This is a genomic window from Vibrio sp. J1-1 (assembly GCF_021728395.1).
Taxonomy (GTDB): Bacteria; Pseudomonadota; Gammaproteobacteria; order Enterobacterales; family Vibrionaceae; genus Vibrio.
In genome coordinates, this window is sequence record NZ_JAKKCM010000004.1 from 91,887 (window position 1) to 117,408 (window position 25,522).

Annotated in this window: 21 protein-coding genes; 14 read left to right on the forward strand and 7 right to left on the reverse strand. The window is 44.6% G+C overall.

The window, feature by feature from the left end; translation table 11 throughout:
- Position 1: 1 nt before the first annotated feature.
- Both hutG and L3V31_RS07650 read left to right on the forward strand, forming a co-directional pair.
- Positions 2-1,009, forward strand: coding sequence for a formimidoylglutamase (gene hutG / locus L3V31_RS07645; RefSeq protein ID WP_237315492.1), 1,008 nt, complete (start codon positions 2-4; stop codon positions 1,007-1,009).
- Positions 1,010-1,301: 292 nt separating this feature from the next.
- Positions 1,302-2,027, forward strand: coding sequence for a DUF3581 domain-containing protein (locus L3V31_RS07650; RefSeq protein WP_237315493.1), 726 nt, complete (start codon positions 1,302-1,304; stop codon positions 2,025-2,027).
- Positions 2,028-2,094: 67 nt separating this feature from the next.
- Here the strand turns inward: L3V31_RS07650 and L3V31_RS07655 are convergent, their stop codons facing one another.
- Positions 2,095-3,081 carry a glutathione S-transferase C-terminal domain-containing protein gene (locus L3V31_RS07655; RefSeq protein ID WP_237315494.1) on the reverse strand — a complete coding sequence of 329 codons (987 nt, stop codon included), beginning with the start codon at positions 3,079-3,081 and terminating at the stop codon, positions 2,095-2,097.
- Positions 3,082-3,099: 18 nt separating this feature from the next.
- Entirely contained in the window at positions 3,100-3,924 is an 825-nt protein-coding gene (gene ygiD / locus L3V31_RS07660) for a 4,5-DOPA dioxygenase extradiol (protein ID WP_237315495.1), read from the reverse strand.
- 146 nt (positions 3,925-4,070) lie between these two features.
- Between ygiD and L3V31_RS07665 the strand changes: the two genes are divergently transcribed.
- Positions 4,071-4,973 carry a LysR family transcriptional regulator gene (locus tag L3V31_RS07665; RefSeq protein WP_237315496.1) on the forward strand — a complete coding sequence of 301 codons (903 nt, stop codon included), beginning with the start codon at positions 4,071-4,073 and terminating at the stop codon, positions 4,971-4,973.
- 44 nt (positions 4,974-5,017) lie between these two features.
- On the opposite strand, the gene L3V31_RS07670 is transcribed toward L3V31_RS07665, so the two are convergent.
- Both L3V31_RS07670 and L3V31_RS07675 read right to left on the reverse strand, forming a co-directional pair.
- Positions 5,018-5,479 (reverse strand): isoprenylcysteine carboxylmethyltransferase family protein, encoded by a 462-nt coding sequence (locus L3V31_RS07670; RefSeq protein ID WP_237315497.1) that lies wholly within the window; start codon positions 5,477-5,479, stop codon positions 5,018-5,020.
- 79 nt (positions 5,480-5,558) lie between these two features.
- The gene (locus L3V31_RS07675) at positions 5,559-8,594 is read right to left on the reverse strand and encodes an FAD-binding and (Fe-S)-binding domain-containing protein (protein WP_237315498.1); all 3,036 of its coding nucleotides are present in this window, start codon (positions 8,592-8,594) and stop codon (positions 5,559-5,561) included.
- 263 nt (positions 8,595-8,857) lie between these two features.
- Here L3V31_RS07675 and L3V31_RS07680 point away from each other — a divergent pair, with 263 nt between their 5' ends.
- The 7 genes from L3V31_RS07680 (at position 8,858) to L3V31_RS07710 (ending at position 14,774) form a co-directional block, all read left to right on the forward strand.
- On the forward strand, positions 8,858-9,538 hold the full coding sequence (locus tag L3V31_RS07680) for a DUF3334 family protein (RefSeq protein WP_237315499.1): 681 nt from the start codon (positions 8,858-8,860) through the stop codon (positions 9,536-9,538).
- Positions 9,539-9,728: 190 nt separating this feature from the next.
- Complete coding sequence (locus tag L3V31_RS07685) at positions 9,729-10,424, forward strand: DUF2786 domain-containing protein (RefSeq protein ID WP_237315500.1); 696 nt, start codon at positions 9,729-9,731, stop codon at positions 10,422-10,424.
- Between the two features lie 203 nt (positions 10,425-10,627).
- Positions 10,628-11,296: an OmpA family protein gene (locus L3V31_RS07690; protein ID WP_237315501.1), complete on the forward strand. Its 669-nt coding sequence runs from the start codon at positions 10,628-10,630 to the stop codon at positions 11,294-11,296.
- A 74-nt stretch (positions 11,297-11,370) separates the two neighbouring features.
- Positions 11,371-12,327, forward strand: a complete 957-nt coding sequence (locus tag L3V31_RS07695) for a J domain-containing protein (protein ID WP_237315502.1) — start codon at positions 11,371-11,373, stop codon at positions 12,325-12,327.
- A 177-nt stretch (positions 12,328-12,504) separates the two neighbouring features.
- Positions 12,505-12,690 (forward strand): hypothetical protein, encoded by a 186-nt coding sequence (locus L3V31_RS07700; RefSeq protein WP_237315503.1) that lies wholly within the window; start codon positions 12,505-12,507, stop codon positions 12,688-12,690.
- 372 nt (positions 12,691-13,062) lie between these two features.
- On the forward strand, positions 13,063-13,455 hold the full coding sequence (locus L3V31_RS07705; RefSeq protein ID WP_237315790.1) for a SulA-like leucine-rich domain-containing protein: 393 nt from the start codon (positions 13,063-13,065) through the stop codon (positions 13,453-13,455).
- Between the two features lie 215 nt (positions 13,456-13,670).
- Positions 13,671-14,774, forward strand: coding sequence for a phosphoribosylaminoimidazolesuccinocarboxamide synthase (locus tag L3V31_RS07710; protein WP_237315504.1), 1,104 nt, complete (start codon positions 13,671-13,673; stop codon positions 14,772-14,774).
- Between the two features lie 81 nt (positions 14,775-14,855).
- Here L3V31_RS07710 and L3V31_RS07715 read toward each other — a convergent pair whose 3' ends face one another.
- The 3 genes from L3V31_RS07715 to L3V31_RS07725 form a co-directional block, all read right to left on the reverse strand.
- On the reverse strand, positions 14,856-16,529 hold the full coding sequence (locus tag L3V31_RS07715) for an alkaline phosphatase D family protein (RefSeq protein WP_237315505.1): 1,674 nt from the start codon (positions 16,527-16,529) through the stop codon (positions 14,856-14,858).
- Between the two features lie 354 nt (positions 16,530-16,883).
- Positions 16,884-17,261 carry a transporter gene (locus L3V31_RS07720; protein ID WP_237315506.1) on the reverse strand — a complete coding sequence of 126 codons (378 nt, stop codon included), beginning with the start codon at positions 17,259-17,261 and terminating at the stop codon, positions 16,884-16,886.
- A 285-nt stretch (positions 17,262-17,546) separates the two neighbouring features.
- A complete protein-coding gene (locus L3V31_RS07725) occupies positions 17,547-19,901 on the reverse strand; it encodes a helicase-related protein (protein WP_237315507.1) in 2,355 nt (784 codons plus the stop codon).
- 239 nt (positions 19,902-20,140) lie between these two features.
- Between L3V31_RS07725 and L3V31_RS07730 the strand changes: the two genes are divergently transcribed.
- The 4 genes from L3V31_RS07730 (at position 20,141) to L3V31_RS07745 (ending at position 25,466) form a co-directional block, all read left to right on the forward strand.
- Positions 20,141-21,829, forward strand: coding sequence for an NAD-dependent malic enzyme (locus L3V31_RS07730; protein WP_237315508.1), 1,689 nt, complete (start codon positions 20,141-20,143; stop codon positions 21,827-21,829).
- Between the two features lie 173 nt (positions 21,830-22,002).
- Positions 22,003-22,725, forward strand: a complete 723-nt coding sequence (locus L3V31_RS07735; protein ID WP_237315509.1) for an ElyC/SanA/YdcF family protein — start codon at positions 22,003-22,005, stop codon at positions 22,723-22,725.
- A 219-nt stretch (positions 22,726-22,944) separates the two neighbouring features.
- Positions 22,945-24,315, forward strand: a complete 1,371-nt coding sequence (locus tag L3V31_RS07740) for a DASS family sodium-coupled anion symporter (protein ID WP_237315510.1) — start codon at positions 22,945-22,947, stop codon at positions 24,313-24,315.
- A 326-nt stretch (positions 24,316-24,641) separates the two neighbouring features.
- Complete coding sequence (locus L3V31_RS07745) at positions 24,642-25,466, forward strand: DUF2797 domain-containing protein (protein ID WP_237315511.1); 825 nt, start codon at positions 24,642-24,644, stop codon at positions 25,464-25,466.
- The last annotated feature ends 56 nt before the right edge of the window (positions 25,467-25,522 follow it).

The following is a 25,522-nucleotide window of genomic DNA, read 5'->3' on the forward strand; positions in this document are numbered from 1 at the left end:
TATGTCTCAATCAGATCTACATAATCCGCTATTTCACTGGCAAGGCCGTCATGATGCTGAAGACGGAAAGCTTGGCCAACGTATTCACCATGTTGTCCAACATCAGTCAGCCCATGAGCTGGAAAAAGTGGCTCAAGGCGTGTCAATATTAGGCTTTGCTACCGATGCAGGCGTAGCGAGAAACAAAGGCCGCGTCGGAGCAAAGAAATCGCCTGATTTAATCCGTCGAGCGCTAGCGAATCTCGCTTGGCATAAAGATGCGCCCATTTATGATCTCGGCACGGTGGTTTGTGAAGACGACTTATTGGAAGAAAGTCAGGCTCGTTGTGCCAGTGCAATTTCGCAAGCACTACCCCACACCCCAGTTATTGTACTGGGTGGCGGACACGAAATAGCATGGGCTTCGTTCTCGGGAATTGCGGAGTACTTTAAGTCACATCATCCGGATAAAAAGCCGAAAATTGGCATTATCAATTTCGATGCGCACTTCGATCTGCGTGCTTTTGAAAGTCCGATGGCCGATGTCAAGCCAAGCTCTGGCACACCATTCAACCAAATTCATCACTTTTGCCAACGCAATGACTGGGCATTCCACTATGCCTGCTTAGGTGTCAGTCGCAGCAGCAATACTCAGGCTTTATTCCAGAAAGCCGACGAATTGAATGTGTGGTACGTCGAAGATCATCAGCTTAGTTACCTGAACCACAGCTACCATCTGACACAACTGCAACACTTTATCGACGATTGTGACTACCTATATCTCACGATTGATCTAGACGTGTTTCCAGCAGCAACGGCTCCGGGAGTCAGCGCGCCAGCCGCACGTGGCGTAAGTTATGACACGATTGCGCCGTTCATAGAGCGGATTCTTCATTATAAGAACAAGTTGATGTTGGCTGATATTGCCGAATACAACCCAAATTATGATGTCGATAGTCAAACTGCACGCTTAGCAGCCCGTTTGTGTTGGGACATTGCCAACGCAATGGCAGATAAGTCACACCAGTGATGATTTAAACTTCTATCATTAATGCCGTATTTGAAAGGCTCTATCTCAAGTGTAGGGCCTTTTTGTGTCTATACTTCTATCATACAAGTTAATACCGAAATAACGTCGTGTCATGAATGCTGAGATATACGGCTAAAGTAGGTATAGAAAGTCATTCAAGTGTGCGTTTTTAAACATTTATCTTGTGATGTGCATATCATGGTGAAGATACGTTGAAATCTCACTGGATGGACCATTGCCCGTCAGTGTTTCGCATATAATCCCTCACAGTTTTGGTTACTACGTAAAAATTATGTTTCTAACACCTTATTTTTCTAACAATGAGCACCAGTTTCAGTTCACTCGCGAGCAGGCAAGTCACTTTGCGAAGCGCGTAGCTGGAGATTACAACCCAATCCATGATGAAGACAACAAACGCTTCTGTGTTCCTGGCGATCTACTGTTTGCGGTACTTTTGAGCAAAGAAGGCATCAGTCAAAAAATGCGTTTCAGCTTTTCTGGCATGGTAAATGACGGCGTTGCGCTTCATATCGAGAATAAGTGTGAGAAAGAAAGTGCTGTCGTTGATGAAGCAGGCAAAGAGTACCTGCATATGTCTCGTGAAGGTGAAACCAATCACGATCCAGCATTTATTGAACATGTAGTGACAAATTACGTTCAGTTTTCTGGCATGAACTTCCCACATATCATGGTTCCTCTGATGGAAGAGCAACAAATGATGATCAATTGCCAACGCCCATTAGTGATTTACGAAAGTATGGAAGTTGAGTTCTCTCGTCTGGATCTAACACATCCGGAAGTAGAATTTACCGGCGCAACTTTCGACGTAGAAGGCAAGCGTGGCGTAGTGACGTTGAACTTCGCTTTCAAAGAAGATGGTGAAGTTGTTGGTAACGGCATTAAGCGTATGGTTGCGAGTGGTTTGAAACCTTACGACCAAGAAGCTGTTGATGATTTGGTCACGCGCTTTCATGAGCGTAAGGATGCATTCTTAGCAAAGTTCATTGAGGCAGCGTAATTACTGCCTCACACTCCTAAGAAACAAAATTCTAGCGGTAACGACTTAATGCGTTACCGCTATTTTTTTAGCCCTTCTTATTCGCATTTCTTGCTGACTGAATCATTGCCTCAATATAGGCAGGTCCGGTTGGACGAATTCCCGCAGGATTTAACTCTTTTATCGAATAATAGCCCGCTGTAATGTGATCGATACTGACCGTATCCACCACCCCCGGAAAATTGAGTATGCGTTCCATGTAGCTGGAAAGGTTCGGATAATCTGTAATTTGCTTGCGATTGGTTTTGAATAAGCCGTGGTATACCGCATCAAAACGAATCAAAGTAACAAAGGTACGGATGTCCGTTTCTGTTAGTCGGTTACCAACCAGATAATCTTGTCCTTCCAAGCGCATTTCCAACTCGTCCAACATATCAAACACTTTGCTTACCGCTTCTTCATATGCAGATTGGGACTGAGTAAAGCCAGCCTTATAAACCCCATTGTTGAGGTCGTTGTAGATACGTGGGTTAAGTTCTTCAATCTCCGCAGAAAACGCCTCTGGATACAGTCTGATATCCGATGGAACAATCTCTTCAAAAGCCGTATCCAGCATTCGCAGAATATCCGCACTTTCGTTGTTCACCAGTACATTTTGTTTCATGTCCCACAATACCGGTACCGTTGCACGCCCAGTGTAAGTTGGGTTCGCACGCGTATATATTTCATGCATGTACTGTGATGAAAACAGCGGATCGGAGTCAGCACCATCGTAGCCACCAAACGCCCATCCTTGTGATGTCATTTGAGGATTAACCACCGTGACAGGAATAATACCTTCCAATCCTTTCAGTTTACGTGCGATCAATGTGCGCGACGCCCAAGGGCAAATTAGCGCGACATATAAACGGTAGCGTCCTGCCTCTGCTTTGAAGCCCCCACTTCCTGTAGGACCTGGGCTACCATCCGGAGTAATCCAGTTACGAAACTCGGAGACCTGACGTACAAAACGTCCCTTATCATCCGCTTTTTGTAACGCTTTCCAGTTTTCTGTCCATTTGCCATTCACTAACATACTTTAATCCCCTTAATTTTAAGCGCCGTTGAAAACGAATGAGCGCATTGAAATTGAACCTAGCTCGACACCTTGTGAGGTATAAATGAGTTCATCTTTCAAACTTGATGCTCCAGCGATCGTCAATGCTGGCGCGTAATGTTCGAGTGTCGGGTTTGCCATTCGCATTAGGCTGCCCATAGAAGCGACATCGGCTAGCGACTTAAAGTCGCGTTCATTCAACCGCTCAGCAAAACGCTGATCAAATTCAATCGCCCAATCGTGAGGCTTTCCATCAAACCGCAAGGCTCTTAAGTTATGAACAATATTGCCTGAGCCAAGAATCAACACGCCTCGGTCGCGCAGTTCAGATAGCTTTTTACCGATGCTCAAGTGCCAGTTCATGTCTTTGGTGATATCAATGGATAATTGAAACACGGGTACATCGGCAGTCGGGAACAGAGAGTTCAGCAGTGACCATGCGCCATGATCTAACCCCCAAGTGTCATCAGTATGTACATGATGATCTGACAATAAAGCAGCGACTTCTTTAGCAAGCTCTGGATGCCCTTTCGCCGGATATTGCTTCTCATACAAAGCATCAGGGAAACCGTAAAAGTCATGAATGGTACGAGGTAATGCAGAAACATCGACCAACGTACTACCTTGGGTCATCCAGTGAGCAGAAACCACCAGTATCGCCTGAGGTCTTGGCAATGTGCGTCCAAGTTCCACCCAACTGCGTGTGAATTCATTATCCTCAATGACATTCATTGGGGAACCGTGACCAAGAAATACCACCGGCATTCTTGGTGAAGCTTTAAAGCTGTTTTTCAGCTTTTGAAGTGAGGATATAACGCTCATCGCTTTTCCCTTAATTTGTCAGAACCACAGCATTGTGGTTCGTTTTAACTTGGTATGGATAAATTATGTACTTCGCAAACTTTCAATACAATGACGATTATGTAGAATGATATTCAACAAAACGTTCCTAATATTGGGATAGCAATATGGACTTGGTTGATGGTTTAAAAGCATTTGTGGCCACCGCACAGACAGGGTCTTTGACAGAAGCAGCACAAAGGCTCGGCGTCTCTAACCGGATCACCTCTAAATATGTCGCTCAGTTAGAGGAAAGGATTGGCGCACAGTTATTACAGAGAACGACTCGGAAGGTGGGCCTCACTCCAACAGGTCAGGTGTTGCTGGCCAGAGCCCCTACGCTATTAGACGAGTTGGATGATCTTCTTGGTGCCATATCAGAAGAGTCAAAAGGATTGACGGGGGTGCTGCGTGTATCCGCACCATTGACGTTTGGAGAGATCTACATCACCGGGCTATTGAGTCGCTTTTCAGCCCTTCATCCTCAGCTATCAATTGATCTGCGTTTGAGTGATTCCTACGTAGACTTAGCCACAGAAGGCATTGATTTAGCATTTCGTATCGGCCTGCCAGACACCGCGACACTGAAAGTAAGAAAGCTTGGAGAAATCACCAGTTGTGTCGTCGCCTCGCCTGAGTACCTGAAGCAACGAGGGACACCAAATACACCTAAAGAACTCAAGGATCATTTCTGTATCATCGACACCAACCGAAGAGGTCACAACAAGTGGCTATTCTATCAGGGAGAAGAAGAAACCTCTGTGGCTCCAGAAAGGAATCTGATGGTGAACAGTGCTCGAATTGCAAAAGATTGGGCGATAGATGGGCGTGGGATAGCGATTTGCCCGGATTTCGTTTTACAACACGATATTGAAAGTGGAAGGTTGGTAAAACTCCTCGACGAATACAGCATGAATAAGCACCCGATTAACGCGGTCTATTTAGAAGGCAACGTGATACCGCGAAAAGTCCGAGCACTTATCGATTTCGTGGTAGAAGACTTCGCCAAAAGACCACCAGGTGCTATTTAGGCCAAAGGTAAATCACCTTTCGAACATAACGAAACGATCTGCGCTTATATCCAGCGGCGCACTCGGTTTTTGTATTTCAGGTAGTCTTCACCAAATAACCTTTCTAACGCGCGCTCTTCTGGTTTTATTTGGTAGCGGTTCATGTAAGAGATAAACAGAGCACCACAAAGAATCACACTAAGATGCTGCCACCACAACCCTAGCGCGATAATAAGCAGCAACAGAGCGACATACATCGGATTACGGGTATAAGCAAAAATGCCGGTATTTACTACAGTTGACGCATTCTCTGGTTTTACCGGATTAACTGTCGTCTTTGCTTTACGAAATTCATACACTCCAGCAATGCCTATAAAGCCCGATAACAGTGTTAGAGCAGCAACAACAAATTCGACAAAAGGGACGGTAATCATAAAATTCGGTGTGAGTCCTTTCAGCCAGTACATAAGCAAAAACACCAGCAAGAATACCGCGACAGGTGGGACTTTAAGTTCAAGTTTTCTCAAGGTTCAAATCCTTTGAAGTCTTAAGTTGATTATTCGATAAAAAGCCCAGCAGAACTGGGCTTAATCTTCATAGAAGTGATTAAATAAGTGTCAGTAACGCCTGAACAGGATGCTTCGGCTTGGTTCCTTCAAAACGTTTTACTTGGCTTCGACAAGAGTAACCCGTAATGAGGCATCGCTCATTGTCCAACTTATCTAAGTTTGGTTTCCAGCTTAGGTTGTAAATATCTTTCGACATCTCTAGCTTATCAACTTCGTGACCAAAGGTACCAGCCATACCACAGCAGCCAACCGGTACGGTATTAAGAACTGCCCCAAAGTGAGCGAATATAGCACCCCACTCTTTTTCTGCATTTGGCATTTTGGTCTTCTCTGTACAATGCGCGAACAGATACCAAGGTTCTTGTTGCGCAGCCTCTACCGCAGCAAAATTCTCCAACCTTGGATAGAGCCACTCATGAGCGGTCAATACATCAAACTCACCGCGCTTGTTACCCAGAACTTCGTTGTATTCGTCTCGGTAGCAAAGCACTAACGCAGGGTCAACACCCACCATTGGAATGCCCAAATCGGCAACCAAAGATAAAAACTTCGCGGTGTCCATTGCCGTTTCAGAGAACTGGCGTAAAAAGCCTTTGATATGCTGAGCTTTGCCATTTGGTTTGAATGGCAGTAGAACTGGATTCATGCCCAGTTTTCTAGCCAGCTTAACAAAATCTTCTACAACTTCGGCATCGTAATAGCTCGTAAACGGGTCTTGAACAATCAGAACATATTTACTCTTCTCTTCCGAAGATAGTCCAGACAACGCATTAAGGTCATAAGCGGATGTTAGAGATTCAATGCGTTTTTGCAAAGTAGGCACCGACAGCAAAGGCGCATCCACATAACCCACCGTCGATGCGGTTAAGCTTTTTACCCAAGATTGCTTGATTACACTGTTTACAACGCTTGGTGCTTTCGCCATTAGTGGTAGCATGGTTTCAATATTCGCCACCAAGTAATCTTTTGCAGGGCGTTGGTAGCGAGAGTGATAGATATTTAAGAAGCGAGAACGGAAGCTCGGCACATCCACTTTAATCGGACACTGGCTCGCACACGCTTTGCAAGCCAAACAGCCATTCATCGCCTCGTAGACCTCATGAGAGAAATCATATTCATGACGACGGTTAATTGAATGGCGAACACGATCGATCATGGTCTTGATCGACGATTTGCTTTCCAGCGCTTGTTTTTCAAGGTCGAGAATATCGATACCTTGCTCTGTCAACTGGCGCAACCACTCGCGCACTAAGCCCGCCCGACCTTTAGGAGAATGACGACGGTCAGCAGTGACTTTCATCGATGGACACATTGGTGAGCTGGTGTCGTAGTTGAAGCACAAACCATTACCGTTACATTCCATCGCTTGCTTGAAGCTGTCACGCACTTGTACATCAATCTGACGATCAAAATAACCACGTTTAGTGTCAGTCACTTTCACCAACTCTGCATCACTGTCTAACGGCGTACAGATTTTGCCCGGGTTCATCTTGTTGTGTGGATCAAATGCCGCTTTAACACGACGTAGCTCAGTAAACAGCTCTTCACCAAAGAATTCTGGTCCGTATTCTGAGCGGAAACCTTTTCCGTGTTCACCCCACATCAAGCCACCGTATTTCGCGACTAGCTTAACGACTTCATCTGAGAGTTCATGCATTAGCGCTTCTTGCTGAGGATCGCAGAGATCCAACGCAGGACGAACGTGCAGTACGCCCGCATCAACGTGGCCAAACATACCGTAATTAAGAGACTTGCCGTCAAGCAGTTCACGGAATTCAGCAATGAAATCGGCTAAGTTTTCTGGTGGGACACACGTATCTTCTGCAAACGGTACAGGCTTAGCCCGTCCTTTTGCCGCACCAAGCAGACCTACCGCTTTTTTACGCATGTTGTAAATACGGCCGATACTCGCCACATCATCACATACTTGATAGCCAATAACGCCTGCTTCTTCTGTTGCGAGCATGGTATCAAGTTTGGCCGTTAACGCCGCGACTTGAGAAGCAATCTCCTCAGCATCCTCGCCTGCGTATTCCACCATGTTGATACCAAGCATCTCTTTGTCTGGTACATCCGTGATGAGATCGCTGACCGTATGCCAAACAATGTCTTGTTTCGCGAGGTTAAGAACCTTTGAGTCAACCGTTTCTACCGACATCGCATTCGCTTGCACCATCAGTGGCGCGTTACGCAATGCCGAGTCAAAACTGTTGTATTTAACGTTCACCAGGGTGCGAACTTTAGGAATACGAGTCAGGTTTAACTTCGCTTCGGTAATAAAAGCAAGTGAACCCTCTGCACCACACAAAACGCGAGTGATATCAAAACTATCATCCTCTTCGTTAAGTGCATTTTTCAGATCGTATCCGGTTAAGAAACGGTTTAAAGGTGGGAACTTATCATTAATTTGCTGACGTTTTTCACGACAGACGGATTCGGTGACACTCAGTGCGGTTGCCGCAAACTCGCCTTCTTTTGGATAACCATGGGACAAGTCTGACTCTAAAATCGAGCCATCAGCAAATACGGCTTGGAGTGAAAGGACATGATCGGACGTTTTTCCGTATTTCAGTGATCCCTGACCAGAGGCGTCAGTGTTGACCATACCGCCGATAGTAGCGCGATTACTGGTGGATAAATCAGGTGAGAAAAAGTAACCATAAGGGCGAACGGCGTCATTTAACTGGTCCTTAATGACACCAGTTTGAACACGTACCCAGCCTTCTTCCTCATTTATCTCAAGTACTTTGTTCATGTGGCGAGATAAATCAACCACAATACCTTTCGTTAGGGACTGCCCATTAGTACCAGTACCACCACCGCGAGGTGAGAACGTGATTCGCTCGTACTTTTCTTTATTGCTCAGTTGACCAATAAGCGCAACATCTTGCGTTGTTTTAGGATGAACAACAGCCTGAGGTAACTGTTGGTACACACTGTTATCAGTGGCAACCGCGAGTCGGCTTGAATATTGGCTTTCTATATCACCGGTGAATCCAGCTTGTTCAAGCTCTTTTAAAAAAATCAGAACAAGAGGGTCGACGTCAGTTTGCGAGTGTAATCTTGGTAACATTTGCTTCCTGCCCCTACGACGCTGATCCTATCAGCTGCGGGTTATCTAATTATTTTACTCAATCCTCAAGCTGCTTTTCGAAAGAGTCTCGAGACAGGCAGTAGAGTTAGAGTGGAGTGGTTTGCTTCGGGTCTCGTCACTTTACAACATTTGAAAAAGCGATTAAATCAGAATCTCAATACAATATTGAAACTTATGCTTTATTTCTTGGCTATTAATGCCTTACATTGAGAAAAAATCGCCTTTCTAAATGAGCTTTCAGAATGAAAAAGAATAAAGTAGTAACCACAGAAGATATCCTTTTAAAACTTTGCCAATCAGTTTCTGGCGTCCTTACCTCTGCCACCTCATCCCAAGTAAACTATTCCGCCATGGTGCAAAAGATCAATAAAACCAGCCTTAAGCCAGATTTCGGTTGTTTTGTCTTGTTTGATGGTGGATTCACCGGCTTAGTTGTCATTAACTTTACTGCCAAAGCTGCACTAGAGATCTATACCAATTACATGCGCAATATGGGGATGCCTGAAGAAGAGCTCGCGATCTCACATACATCCGATGAAGTGGCCGATGTGCTTGGTGAACTGATGAATCAATTAGTGGGTGATTTTACCAATAAAATTCGCAAAGAGTTGCAAACAATCATCACGCAAAATCAGCCTAAAATGCTGTCACTGAATAAACAGGTAATCTTGCAGGTAGACACCAACCTTGATCGCCCTCAGGCGCGTCGTGTGACTTTCTCTACCGCAAATAACAACATCTTTTACCTTGAACTGGCGATGGATAAAACTGAATTCATTCAGCTTGAAGAATTTGAAATCGCAGAAGACGAAAACCCAGATGATATTCTGGAAGCCACCCGTAAGAAAATGGCAGAACAAGAAACGCAGCAATCACACGCTAAAGATGACGCCAATGACTTGTTAAACCAACTAGGCTTATAGCAACGTACAGTGTCGTTGTCCCTCAGCATCAGAGAAATCTTACCTACTGAATAGGGTGTAGAAATACCACGCTCCGGTTCGCAACGGGGCGTTTCCCCTTCGTTAAAAAGTCGCATTGTATTTCGTTTTTATGTCAAAAAAGGTAATATATCTGACTTCATAAATTTTCTGCTCTCGTAATTGGTTGTCGATGGATAAACAAAAAGCCCTGAAAAAAATCGCCAAGTGTTTAGAACTGGGTAACTCTGCCAACGTCAATGAGGCCGCTAACGCCATCAAGATGGCGCACCGCCTGATGATGAAGTACGGTCTGGACAAAGATGATATTGAGTTCATCAAAATGGGGAAAACACAATCTTCCCATCTGTTACCCGCGAACATAAGTTCTACCATTTTGCGAGTGATTCGTGGTATCAACACCAAGTTTGGCGTTGAAGCGGTTCTGCTGAATCACAAAGGGCTTAAACGCGTTGAATTTATTGGTGAAGCCGACCGTGCGATTTTCGCCGCCTTTGCGTTCGATATTATCTATCGCGAGATGAACGAAAGTACCGGCCAATTCCGTAATAGTTTTGCTGGTAGTGGCACTTCGTCTATGGAAGTAACACGCCGCGTGAATTCATTTGTTTCAGGCTGGGTGGAAGGGGCAATTGAAAAGCTACCGGTGATCTCCCCTGACGAAGAGTCGGCCAACAAAATTAACGACTATATCGACAAAGAATTCAAAAACATCGATCGCGAAACGTTCAAGAAACAACTTAAAGAAGCGATGAAAAACTTAACCGCAGACTATGAAGTTGGCTTGAAAAAGGGCCGAAAAGTTTCGGTGAACCGCGGTGTTGGTGGTGAGCAAGCAAGGAAAATGCTGGATAATCACTCGGAGTAACCTCCTTAATTCCTCAAATAAGCCAAATAATTTTAACTGCGTAGCAAATATGTTGAAGTTATTTGGCCTAAGTAAGACAATTCTTACACTTTTCTGGACCCATCTTACTTTCAGCTAACAAAAATCGATAACGACTGATTAATAATTTAGGTCTAATCTTATAAAACAGCGTTTCGCCTCACTTTTTATACGGAGATTTTCCCTTGAAAAAGCTGTCTATCGCACTTGCTCTAGTGCTTGCTCTTACAGGCTGTGAAGCCACTCAACGTCAAAATGCCACTACTGGTGAATACGAAACCAACTCGACGACTCTAGGCGCCATAACAGGTGCTGTTGCTGGTGCAGCGATCGGGTTGGCGACGGGTGATAATGCCAAAGAGCGTCGTCAACGTGCTTTGATTGGCGCTGCCGCCGGTGGAGCAACAGGTGCTGGTGTGGGTTACTACTTTGACCAGCAAGAAGCCGCATTACGTCGAGAGTTGTTGAATTCTGGCGTACAAGTGCAACGCGTTGGTGAAAACCAGCTTCTGCTTCGCATGGAAAACGGCATCGGCTTTGCTACAGACTCTTACCAACTTGATTATGGCATCCATAACACCCTTCGCGGTGTCGCGCGTATCCTTGTTGAATACCCAGATACCAGCCTTGTGATTGACGGATACACTGACAGCACAGGCAGTGAGTCACACAACCAGTCTCTATCTGAAAATCGCGCAGAATCGGTACGTCAGTTCCTGATTCAACAAAATGTTGCGTCTGGACGTGCAATTGCACGCGGCTACGGTGAACGTAACCCACTTTGTTCAAATCAAACAACCGAAGGTCGCGCTTGTAACCGCCGTGTAGAAATCCAAATCTTGCCTCTGAAGTGATTTGATAGCACCATTAGGTAATTAACAATAATTACCGGAACAGGCCTAGAAACACGTCTAGGCCTGACATATCAATGTCTTTCAGAACCGTCTTTAGCATTACCTTGAGCACTTTCTTCTCAGGTCTCGTATTCGCCTCACAGTCCCCTCCTTCAGCGGAAGAACAATTTAAACTGGCAATGCAGACAGATTCAACGTCGCCGGCAGAAGTTCGCTACTGGTTAGAACAATCCGCAAACCAAGGCTACCTACCCGCGCAAAAACAGTTAGCGAAAGATTTAACTCAGGGACTAACAGGTTCAGTATCCTACCCTCAAGCCGCCTACTGGTTTAGTTCAATAGCTCTGAGTGACCCAACAGATAGTGGTTACGCTCTTGCCAGTTTTTTGGAAGAGCACCAGCAGAACATTACCACCGATGATTTAATCGAAGCATGGTATCAACTTGCCGCAAAGCAAAACAAAGATGCAGAAACCGCGTATAACCATTTCCTTGAGCAACGTTTTAATCTGCTAAGAGCCAAACAAGTATCGGCAATTGCTGAGTTGGACCAAAGCACCGCTGAAGCGCAACCAATTCAATCAAACCGGAATAACCAAGCGAAAGGGTTGAGCGTCGAGACAGTTCTTGCGATTGGTATCTGCGGGTTGATGCTAAGCGCTGGCTGGTTTGGGTATAAAAAACAACAACGGAACCGAAAACTTCAATTGGTTGATGAAGAAAATCGAACCCGACAACTGGATTTACAGGTGAAAGAGTTGGAGTTCACCAATAGACAATTAAAGCAACAGTTAGAGCAGGTATTTAGAGAGTTTAAGAAAGCCAAATCTGAATCAGTCCCCCATGATCTGACCATTGCTTGTGCTATGTTTGGTTGCACTCCGAATTCGATACCGGAGCCTCAAGCGATAAAGCTACGTTATCGTCAATTATCCAAGCTTTACCATCCCGACGCTCGAGGAAGTGAAGTCGAGATGAAACGTCTGAATCAAGCCTTTAGAATAATCACACAAAATGTTACAAATGCGTAAAAATTTAATAATCATTAGAATCCATAATCTTTCAAGCCCCACACACAGGGATCTGTAATCGATTCCCCTCTCAAAACAATTAACAGACATTTAACCTCACCCACTTATTTGTGTCATAATGTGCTGCGAAAAATAACACCTAAAGACTCTAATTTTTCTAGGTGGGGAGAAAAATCAATGTTCACTGAAGAAGGCACCTGTGATTGGTGTAAGAAACCAGCTCTTATCACGCGACATGACTATTTAGATGGTAAACATCATAATTCGTGTAAATCTTGTTACGATATGGCGAAAATCGATGTCCGCCTATTTAACCAAGGTGAATTGCAAATGCGTGAGCGTATGACTCAACGCGCAAGCTGAAAAATTCAAATCAATGGAACTGAATTCTAAAGGCGCCTCATCGGCGCTTTTTTGTTGTCTGCTAATCTCCACCGCCTTGGGCCTTGGGTCCCGCCAAACACAGTAAAAAGCACTGTATAGACTGATCATAACTACTGTATATACAGTGCTTTTCTTAACTTGATACCCAGCTAATACTGTTAGTTACTTCACATTTCATAAGCCGTATCAAATATATCACCTAGAATTAAACTCTTTATATTTCATTCTGTTAAATATAATTTCCAACAGAATGACGCAAATACATTGCCTCAAAAAGCATAAAAACCAGTTGATCGATTTTCTAAAACAAACTACTGTATATACACACAGCATGCATAAAGGAACAGTATGATGCAGCTACACGGTCAACCTCAAACATACTCTCGTTACAATGTACTGGCACAAGCTACTCAACCTATGAATGTTTCCAACCAGCTTCTTTCTAAGCTGGCTGTACTTTCTCAGCAGAAACAATGGATTTTATTTACGTCTGAGTGTCCTCGTCCTAACTTTGATCAGCTCACTGCTTCCAATATTTGTTGTAAAAACGTCATTCAGATGAAGCCATCCCAACAGCTTTCTGAAGTCGAGATTGTAATTAAAGCGATACGCTCAGGTAACGCCAGTGCGGTTGTCGCATCAAATGACATAGCTCCGATTAATCAGTCTATGCTGCGTGATATTGGCCTACGTTATCAGTGTGAAGTCTTTTTCGTCGAAGGCAGAGTAAACCAGTATCACTAATAAGTTCGACGTTATCCATCCTGCATCTCGCCTCCTTTCCAAGGAGGCTTTTTTACCTATTACTGAGAGAATCAACAAATCAAGCAAACGTTTGCTTTTTCTCTGGCGAGTTAAAATAGTTCTGGTATGATGCCCACATTCGATTTATTCAGCTGCTTACTTTAGCTGAATATCTTCTCTTTATGACGTTTGATTAAGATGATAGGAATGTCGCAATGAGCCTTGCTAATCAAGTACTTGCCGTCAATGACGACCTGCCAATTCGCACTCACAAACCCGTTCACAGCGGTAAAGTTCGTTCAGTTTACTGGTTAACTGAAGAAGACAGCGCCCGCCTGATCAAAGAAAAAGGATACGACGTTGCCCCAGACGCGCCTCTGGCGATCATGGTGATCAGCGACCGTATTTCTGCTTTTGATTGTATTTGGCATGGAGAAGGCGGTCTGAAAGGTGTGCCGGGTAAAGGTGCCGCGTTAAACGCCATCTCGAACCACTGGTTTAAGCTATTTAAAGACAACGGCCTGGCTGATAGCCATATCTTAGATATTCCTCACCCGTTCGTTTGGATCGTGCAGAAAGCAAAACCAGTTAAAATTGAAGCGATTTGCCGTAAGTACATCACAGGTTCAATGTGGCGTGCATACGCAAATGGTGAGCGCGAGTTCTGTGGCATTCAGCTTCCAGAAGGTTTGGAAAAAGACAAAGCTCTACCAGAGTTATTGATGACACCTTCTACAAAAGGCATTTTAACAGGCATTCCGGGCGTACCAGAAGCGGACGACGTGAACATCACGCGTAAGAACATCGTAGATAACTTCGAAGCGTTTAACTTCTCTAGTGCCGAAGATATTGCACTGTACGAAAAGCTATTGAAAGAAGGCTTTAATGTAATCAGCAATGCGCTAGAAGTGATTGACCAAATCTTCGTCGATACGAAGTTTGAGTTTGGTTATGTTCACGATGCAGCAGGAAACGAAAAACTGATTTACATGGATGAAGTGGGCACACCAGATTCTTCACGTATTTGGGATGCAAAAGAGTATCAGGCGGGTAATATCGTTGAGAACTCAAAAGAAGGTTTCCGTCAGTTCCTGTTGAACCACTTCCCTGACCCAGATATCTTGCTGAATAAAGAGCGTATGCCTGAGCGTGAAGCACTGGCTCGTGATAACGAACTGCCAGTTGAGTCATTGATGGACATTTCGAAGACTTACATTGGTATCGCAGAAAAAATTACTGGCAAACCAATCACGCTAAGCGAAAATCCAAAAGCTGAGATCATTGATGTGCTTGCCAAAGAGTACGGTTTAATCGACTAAACTATTCGATAGCGATACTCAAGGTTCTGATACAAAAAGTCCGCATCAATGCGGACTTTTTTCGATCTACTTTCAACCAAACTAACTAATATCTAATGTAATACCATCGGTTGTCGAGGCTGATTTCGTCGTTACCTGATACTCCATCTCTTTAACAGTAGAAACAAAATACCAAGTGGATTGCGCATTTTCAGGCGTAAAAGTCACTCGCATAAAGCCTCGTTGTTTAATATCCGTCCACTCTAGCTCTGAGACTAATTGCGGCAAACTAAACTCCATCTGTGCAATCACTGCTGGGTCCAGTGCCAAATACTCTTCCAAACCTGGTGAACTGACTGAGCACGTTGCAAATTCAACGCCGACAGGAGTACCAGAAATGTCATGTAAAGCACTCGCCCAAGCATTGTGCGTATCGCCAGCCAAACATACAAAGTGACCAGCACTGGCATTCGCCAACTGGTAAACTTTTTCTCGCTCTACGTAGTAACCATCCCAAGCATCCAGGTTATAGGGTAAGGACACAGGATCTGAACTTGGGTCAGACAGATAATTCATAATTGCAGTGTTCACTGCCAACAAAGCCGCAGCTTTCTGATCTTCTGTCGCAGTAAAAAGTTGGAACATCGCTGTCATGACAGAGCTCGGTAACTCCATTTTAGACATCAGAACCTGTTGCCCGAGTACATTCCATTTGGCATTACGCGTCGTAAATTCGTTTATTAACCAAGCCAGTTGGTCAGAGCCCAACAGCTCTCTGTCAACACTTCGAGACTCAGCGACTAAGCCTGCAATGGCTTCTATGCTTGGTTCGCTCAATGAAAAGTAATCCAATGGCTCATCACGACCAACTAATCGAGTATCAAGCATCATCAAGTTTACTAAGTTGCCAAATGAAAACTGACGATAAATCAGCATGCTTGAGTAGCTATTCTCTCTTACAGGCAACCACTCAGTCCACGCTGCCGCTGCCGCTGCGCGTCGATCATTAAAGCTTCCTTCATCATCTTGATGGTTTTCGGCGCCTTCTTTCCACGCATCATTCGCGAGTTCATGGTCATCCCATACCGCGATCATCGGTAATTTCGCATGTAGCGCTTGCAGATCAGCATCTTGGCGATATTGGGCGTATCGTTTTCGGTAGTCATCTAAAGTCACGCATTCCGTGCCTTTACTTGCCACTCGATCTAAGGTCTCGGCGTCTTCGCTGGCATACCCACCAGCACCATATTCATAGATGTAGTCCCCTAGATGAAGCACCACATCAAATGAAGCCTCTTCGTGCTGATTTAAAATCTCGCGATAAACATTAAAATACCCAGCCGGATAGTTTGCGCAAGAAACAACAGCCATTGATGCCTGTTCGACACTTTCATCCGGTAGGGTTTTGGTCTCTCCGACTCCACTTACTACCTCACCAACCATAAAACGGTAGTAATAGTGCATATTTGGGCTGAGGTTTTGAACGTCGACTTTTACGGTAAAATCACGGCTTGTGTCCGTAGAGAACACACCACTTTGTATCACATCTGAAAAGCCCTCATCTGAGGCGACTTGCCATGTCACATCAACATAGTCAGCACCCGTGGTAACACGCGTCCATATGATGACTTGAGTTTGAGTCGGATCGCCACTGGCGACTCCATGTTCAAAGGTGACCACTACTAATTCAGAACTATCACTACCACAGCCGATCAGCCCGGTAGCCACGGCGGTTGAAGAGACGGCTTTCATAAAATCTCGACGAGAAAAAGACATACTCACTTCCTTTTTGATTGATTATTGCTTTTTATCTAACTGACCATAGCGGATGAACATTTGCTTACCTGAGATTCATCAAAGATAAGTGACTAACTCATACCACCGACAATCTGGTCTAATCAGTTGCCTAAAAACAATAAGTTAGAAGCGAGTTATGACAATTAGATTGCTGCGCCTAAAGAACATGTTAAATATAGTGCATGTAGGATCTATCGGTGACGTTGATAATTTGAGTGGCCATTACAGAGACTGGCAGTTTTACGCGAAGGAAAAGAAGTAGTGTTTAGTGATGACGGATAGTTGAGCGTTCCAGAGATTGAACGCTCTAACCATGTATAGATAAAGGCAGGCTTACAGTTTGATATTTAGAATCTCTTGCTCAGTTGTATCAACTTTCAAATGGCCTCGCGACTCAATGTACTCAATCTGCTTTAAGTCTAACGAATATGGCATGACAATACGCAGTTCATCGATCCCCTCACCTTTAGCCAATCGAGTTAACTCGACCAGATTCGACTCGTCACTATGACGTGAAGACATTGACTTTAAGGCAGCATCCCACAATCGATCTTCTGGCTCGCTGAGGTCTGCAAGGTTCTTTTGCCACATTAGACCAAAAATGGGAGCGATGGTGGCAAATGCTTCTAGGAAGGTCCACTTCTTACTTGCTGTTACTCCTAGAAAACTGGTGTAGTCGAATTCAATGCATGTTTTTTTTTGTTGATTCATTTTATGCTCCGACACTCAAAATGAGATACACCAACTATCGTTCAACTATTTTGATATAGCAATGGGATATAAAAGAATGGTCTTTTATATCCTAATTTTCCGTCAAAAAGAAATATTAAAACCAGCCCTGTAACAAGTAATGTACAGCTTTTCTATATACGCAACCAATTGATTAATATTTCAAATTATAAAAGAAATAACCATATTGATATATGGAGTTTAAATACTGAATCAACACTCATTCACACAAAATATACGACTCAACTCTAAAATACAAAATCGTTATTATTTCACATCAATAACGCGACTGGCTTTTTTATATTGTACTTTCCAACCTGACCAACGTGGCAGTTCCCAACGCTTTGGATCGCCCTTTCGGCTTCCTTCATTGTAAATAACATGGACCAGCTTACGACTGGCGAAGTACTCCACATCAAGCTTGAGTTCTGCAAGGAGTAATTTCAGAGGGAATTTCTGAGCAAAATCCTCGTATTCCCATTCTGGAACGCCTTCAAAAGGTAAATCATCAGCATTGAAGAGCTCCATGTCTTCAACTGACTCCACACCCAGTGTTTGAAGTTGCTCAGTTAGCCACGCAGAAAACGTCAATGATTCCATAGCCGTAAGATCTATGGTTGATTGATTGAGCCCAAGTGCGGTATACAACTTCCAATGCAGGATCTGCTGTTTTCTTATTGGTGCAAAACCCGGTAATAAGGTTTCGTCTTCAATCATCTCAACGATAGACTGAATGGCAACTTCCCCTTGCAACGCCTGATATTCCGTTACGACGGTACGGCCTGCATACACCAAGCTCATGGTTGCCCGTGGTGATTCTTCTTCATAGTTAGTTTCACCTTGTTGCCACTCTCCCAAGCTAAGGTCTTTAATGAGCGATAACGGAATTGGCATCATCACCGAAGCAAGATTAAGTGTCTGCTTAACACCTCTGCCGGGCACACTATGGCTATCCAAAACTAACGCAGCCTCTTCTTTTTCAGGAAAACGGCTATTGCGCCCTACCACCATTTCCATAACGCCGTTACCTAATGCATCTCGGCGACGCGCTCTGCGTACAAACACCAGTTCAGGGTGAGTATCCGCTATGGCATAGCAAAGTGATTCGCGCCGATACCTTGATGCGACTTCCAGTTGCGGCAAATCGAATAGTTCCCGCATTTGCTTAGCTAGCCCTTGTGCTTCTTCTAACACACTTGAATCTACAGAGATCCCCGGTAACTTTTCTCCGCGAACTAAACGAATCATCAGAGAAACATCACATCCCGTCGGCTCCTCTAACGCCAATGCTTCGGCAACGTCACCACTTTGCAATTGATATAGCTGTGCAGGAACCGACAACGCAGCCGCTAAATCAACCATGGCCTCTTTTTCGGGTCTGGTCTGAATACGGGTCGCTAAATCAGCAAATAAGGCATCAATCGGTAATGGATATACTTTTCTGCCATGCTCGGTAATCTCACCTTGCTCATCAACCGCTTCCATGGCTTTCAGGTTTTCAAATGCCAGATGCAATGATTTATCAGGGACACTATCGAGGAAAGACAATTCTGTCAGACGATATCCACAGCAAGCGGCGGCTAACATAGGCTCGACCAACTCTTCTCGATGAAGTTCTGGCGGCGTTATTAACTCTAAAGGCGCATGTTCTCCGTACAGTCTTATGCACGTCCCTTCCGCAACACGACCTGCACGTCCCATTCGTTGCTCAGCACTGGCCTTGGAAATGTTGCTTAACGTTAAAGCCGTGCGACCATTACGCTGCACGGTTCGTCTTTCGAGTCCACTATCAATCACGACTCGAATATTTGGAATGGTCAGTGACGTTTCAGCCACATTAGTTGCAAGTACGATTTTTCGTTGGCTTTGAATGGTCAGGGCTCGATGTCGTTCTTCATCACTAACAGACGCATGCAGCTTGACCACCAATACATGTTCCAGACTTTGTAGCATCTGAGCGCATTGGGTGATCTCTTTACGACCCGGAAGAAATACCAGAATGTCTCCCTCTTCATCCTCCAACGCTTCTTTAACGGCTCGAACGACATCATTCTCACAACCTTTTTTGTTCGGAAGATAACGACTATCAGTGCTTCGATATGTTACTGAAACAGGGAAACAGCGCCCTTCAGAGCGAAGACGTACGGCTTGTAAATAATCAGCAAGTTTCTCTCCCTCTAAGGTAGCGGAAGTGACGATCAGTCGATGATTATTTTCTTGTTTCAAAAGCGCCGTAAGGAGATCAATGTCCCAACGGCGTTCATGAAATTCGTCGACCATTACGATATCGAAGCTCGCCAATTTATCTTCTGCAAACCAACGCAACGCGACACCCGGCGTAACAAATACCACTTCCGTATTCTCATCAAAATAGGAGTGCAGTTTAATCGCATACCCAATTTTTCTACCTACTGGCTCGCCTGATTGCTGCGCAAGAAACTCCGCCAATGACGTACAAGCTATTCGGCGCGGTTCAATCACTAAAACACGGCCATGTTGCGCTGCCCAAAGAGGTAAACGAGTGGATTTACCCGAACCAGTTTCAGCTTCCACAACAAGGTGAGCGTGTTTCAGGTTCTGATCAAATTCATCTTTTAGGGTATCGATAGGTAATAGAGACATAGGATACGGGGTTTGTTCTGATAATGAGGGTCATTATACCCAAATAACGTCGAGATACTTGTTTCAGAGAGAATCACGCGACTTTGAAACCTTCTGGATGATTTCTTTTGAGTATAAATTCCCACCAGACGTGAATTTTTTTGCAACATTACCTTGATGAGTATCAACGAATGTTTACAACTTAAGACTTAAACCGTTAAAATTTGGCGAGCATCCTTCAACCCTACATAAGGCACCCAATGAACAACGATAAACGCCCGCTATATATCTCGTATGCGGGGCCCGCTCTTATGGCAACCCCTCTTTTGAACAAAGGCAGTGCATTTTCTGCTGAAGAACGCAGTTCATTCAACTTAGAGGGCTTGCTGCCTGAAGCCACTGAAACCATACAAGAACAAGTAGAACGTGCTTACCAACAGTACAAAGGTTTCGAAAGTGACATGGATAAACACATTTATCTACGTAACATTCAAGATACCAACGAAACGCTATTCTACCGCTTAGTACAAAACCACGTTTCTGAGATGATGCCAATCATCTACACGCCAACCGTTGGCGCAGCTTGTGAGAACTTCTCCAATATTTACCGTCGCGGCCGTGGCCTTTTCATTTCTTATCCTAATCGTGACCGTATTGATGACCTGCTAAATAACGCAGCAAACCATAACGTAAAAGTGATTGTTGTTACCGACGGTGAACGTATTCTAGGTTTGGGCGACCAGGGTATCGGTGGTATGGGTATTCCTATCGGTAAACTTGCTCTTTACACCGCTTGTGGTGGTATTAGTCCAGCTTACACACTACCAATCGTACTGGATGTCGGCACGAACAACCCTCAGCGTTTGGCTGATCCAATGTACATGGGTTGGCGCCACCCTCGTATCACAGGTGCAGAATACGACGCGTTTGTTGAAGAGTTCATGCAAGCGGTACAACGCCGCTGGCCTGACGCTTTAATCCAGTTCGAAGATTTCGCACAAAAGAATGCGATGCCTCTTCTTGAACGTTACAAAGACCGTGTTTGCTGCTTCAACGACGATATCCAAGGAACCGCTGCGGTAACAGTTGGCTCATTGCTTGCTGCGTGTAAGGCTGCCGGCACTAAGCTTTCTCAACAGCGTATTACCTTCTTAGGTGCAGGCTCTGCTGGCTGTGGTATTGCAGAAGCGATCATCGCTCAAATGGTTTCAGAAGGCATTTCTGACCAACAGGCTCGCTCTCAGGTTTACATGGTTGACCGTTGGGGCCTACTTCAGGAAGGCATGCCAAACCTTCTTGATTTCCAACAGCGATTGGTACAAAAACATGAAAATACCAAAGAGTGGGAAAATGAAGGCACTGGTTACTCACTACTAGACGTAATGCGTAACGCAAAACCGACGGTACTTGTTGGTGTATCTGGTGCTCCAGGCCTATTTAGCCAAGAAGTCATCGAAGAGATGCACAAACACTGTAAGCGCCCTATCGTGTTCCCGCTATCAAACCCAACCAGTCGTGTAGAAGCGACACCAAACGACATCATTCGTTGGACAAATGGCGAAGCGTTGGTTGCAACGGGTAGCCCATTCGCTCCAGTTGTACACGAAGGAAAAACCTACCCGATTGCTCAGTGTAATAACAGTTACATCTTCCCTGGTATCGGCCTGGGTGTTCTTGCTGTTAACGCAAAACGCGTCACTGATGAAATGCTAATGGAATCTAGCCGCGCACTAGCATCGTGTTCTCCTTTGGCGATTAATGGTCATGGTGCACTTCTTCCACCATTGGAAGAGATTCACCTAGTATCGAAGAAGATCGCTTTTGCTGTCGCTAAAAAAGCCATTGAACAAGGTGTCGCACTAGAAATCACCGACGAAGCACTTCATGTCGCGATTGACCAGTCCTTCTGGCAACCAGTTTACCGCCGTTATAAGCGAACTGCGTTCTAAATTTAACCGCAAAAGAATAACTCGCCTAATAATTAGCCCCTAAACGTAGGGGCTTTTGTTTTTTAAACGTTTTTTTATCATCCTAACCGTATTTTGGCACAAAGGGACTTCTCTCTTTTTGTTTGTATCAGATATGATGAGACCTACACTTTCATTCAAGGATAAAAAACGTTTTGTTGTTTTCTCGTATAAGGTCAAAGTGGATGCTTAAATTTACATGGAAGCGACTTGCTTTGATTTTGTCGATCGCTGTACTTGGCCTGCTGATCTCCGTTATTGCCATCGACAGATGGGTAGTATTGCAAGCCAAAGAGAATATTTTTACGGACTACGAACAAATACCTCAACATGAGGTGGCCGTCGTGCTCGGTACGAGTAAATATATCGGAAAGATCCTCAATACTTACTACACCCATCGCATCAACGCCGCGATTGAGCTGTACGACCAAGGCAAGGTGAAACAATTTTTGCTTAGTGGTGACAACGCCCACCGCTCTTACAATGAGCCATGGACGATGAAACGTGATTTGCTCAAAGCTGGCGTACCAGAAGAAGTCATTCATCTCGACTACGCTGGTTTTCGTACGCTCGATTCGATTGTACGTGCGAAAAAGATATTTGCTTCTGAACGATTCCTGATTGTGACCCAGCGTTTCCACTGTGAACGAGCACTGTTCATTGCCAATGCGTACCAAATAGACGCGCAGTGTCTTGCGGTTGCCGGGCCTGTCACAGACAAACAGAAAGCATCGATGCGCATGCGCGAACTGCTTGCCCGCGTGAAAGCATTCCTCGACCTTTACGTGATTGATACACAACCAAGGTTCCTTGGACCTCAAGAACCGATCGTTGCTGTCAAAGAGCCCATCGAGCCAAGACAAGTCCCTGTGGAATAGACAATCAAGCCAACTTCTGGCCCTAATAATATTTCTATAAAAAGAATGGGTAGCAATCTACCCATTTCTAATTCTCGACATCACATTTTCATCTTTGCTCTACGATTCAAGCCAAACTCAAACGCTCATTCAAAGTAACATTTAATCAATAAATAAATACAAGTCAGTTACTTTGCCATAAAAAACCGACAAAAAGGCAATGAATAAGGAGCATACCCCATGACCGCACTCGCTGTGACATTGAAGAACTGGTTCTTCACTCGCAACAGCATGATATTGAACGCAAATATCATGCTGTTCATTATCTTGTTTAATACCCTACCTTTTGAGCCACAAGTCGTTACCGGCATTAGCATCTTAGTTTTTGTTGCTATTTTGTGGCTAACGGAAGCCATTCACGTAAGTATTACAGCATTGTTGATACCGCTACTCGCCGTGTTCTTAGGCGTGTTTAATACACAAGTCGCGCTCAACAACTTTTCTAACTCAATCATCTTCTTGTTCTTGGGTGGTTTTGCGCTAGCGGCGGCGCTGCATAAACAAAAGTTAGACCAAGCGATTGCCGATAAGGTGTTGCTATTAGCACAAGGAAAAATGTCGGTGGCCGTCTTTATGCTGTTTGGCGTGAGTGCAGGCCTGTCGATGTGGATTTCGAACACGGCGACCACTGCAATGATGCTTCCGCTGGTACTTGGCGTGATGAGCAAACTGGATGGCGATAAAAACCATCGCACATTCTTATTCGTTCTGCTTGGTATCGCGTACAGCGCATCAATCGGTGGTATTGCCACACTCGTTGGTAGCCCACCCAATGCGATTGCAGCGGCCGAAGTCGGACTTAACTTTACCGAGTGGATGAAGCTTGCTCTGCCAATCTCGCTATTATTGATGCCAGTTGCGGTTCTGGTTCTGTACATCATGACAAAACCTGATTTGAGCCATAAGTTTGAACTTGACCACAAACCAGTCGAGTGGACAAATGGCAAGAAAGTCACTTTGGCGATTTTCCTCTTGACCGTCACCCTATGGATTTTTAGTAAGCCAATCAATGCGATGCTAGGTGGTTTTGCGAAATTTGATACGCTGGTGGCAATTGGCGCAATCCTTCTTCTGGGCGCATCTCGTGCAGTTGAATGGAAAGACATCGAAAAAACAACCGATTGGGGCGTATTGATTCTATTCGGTGGTGGTATTTGTTTAAGCAACGTCCTGAAAGAGACTGGCACCAGTGTTTTCTTAGCGCACAGCTTGTCAGGTTTTCTGGAACAGGCAGGCGTTCTACTGACAATTCTTGCCGTGGTTGCCTTCGTCGTATTTTTGACCGAATTTGCCAGCAATACCGCAAGTGCAGCGTTGCTAGTACCCGTTTTTGCAACCATTGCTGAAGCACTAGGAATGTCCCCAGTCATTCTTTCAGCACTGATTGCTGTCGCAGCTTCATGTGCCTTTATGCTACCAGTAGCTACACCACCAAACGCGATTGTATTTGGTACGGGTCACATCAAGCAAAAAGAAATGATGCGTATAGGCCTTGTTCTGAACATTGCGTGTATTGGGGTACTAACACTGTTCGCTTGGATTTTCTGGTAAGCATAGAAATTCAATTAGCACTACACTGCTGTACTTCGCTGTTTAGTTCCCCTTAAGTGATGTACAGCAGTTTCCCGACTGGTGGCCAATTGGCCACCTTTTTCTATTTTAGTGCCCAAAGCTTAAAGTTACTGTGCTCGGAGTGTTGTTGGCCTTAAGTTAACTTCATAACGGTTGCAACCATTACGCTTAACGGTGTAGAGAATAAAAATGACCGATAAAAATGTAACCAAAAGGTTTCTAAATTCGATCAACATAGACTTCTGCCCTGCCCCTCACTTAGCATTCGGTATATACTGTGCAAAAACACAATACTGAGTAATGTTATGTCTTTAATTGCAACTGGTACGCTGAACAAAATGCGTGCTTCTCTGGATGGTGCAGTAAGTTACCGTCTTCCCGTAGGTGATGAAGAAATTGATCTTTCTCCATTCCTTGGTCAAACCTTAACGCTAACCCACACTGGCAATATTTTCTGCTGTTCATGCGGCAAGAAAACCAAAAAGAGCTATTCACAGGGTCACTGTTTTGTTTGTATGAGAAAACTGGCAAGTTGCGATATGTGCATCATGAAGCCAGAAACCTGTCACTACGACCAAGGCACTTGTCGAGAGCCACAATGGGGTGAAGAAAACTGTATGGTGGATCACTTCGTGTATCTGTCTAATACTTCTAGCCTTAAAGTCGGTATCACTCGTCACACTCAAATCCCGACTCGATGGATTGATCAGGGCGCGACACAAGGCTTGCCGATTTTTAAAGTGAAAACCCGTCATATTTCCGGCTTGATTGAAGTCGAACTGGCCAAACATATTGCCGATAAAACCAACTGGCGCACTTTGCTTAAAGGTGATGGAGAACCGATTGCTCTTCAAGACCGATTTGCGGAACTACTTCCTCTGGTAGAAGACAAAATCGCCGAGATCAAGCAGAAATATGGTGATGATGCAATCGAAGTATTAAGTGAGAGCATCACGGATCTTAGCTACCCAGTGCAACAGCACCCGACTAAAATCACCTCGCATAACTTCGACAAGAACCCTGTTGTAACGGGCACTCTGCAAGGTATTAAAGGTCAATACCTGATTTTCGATACTGGTGTCATCAACGTGCGAAAGTTCACGTCTTATGAAGTGGAAGTCAGCGCATAAAAACTGACGACCATTGGTATGCTTTGCATATAAAAAAGCTCGGGCATTACGCTCGA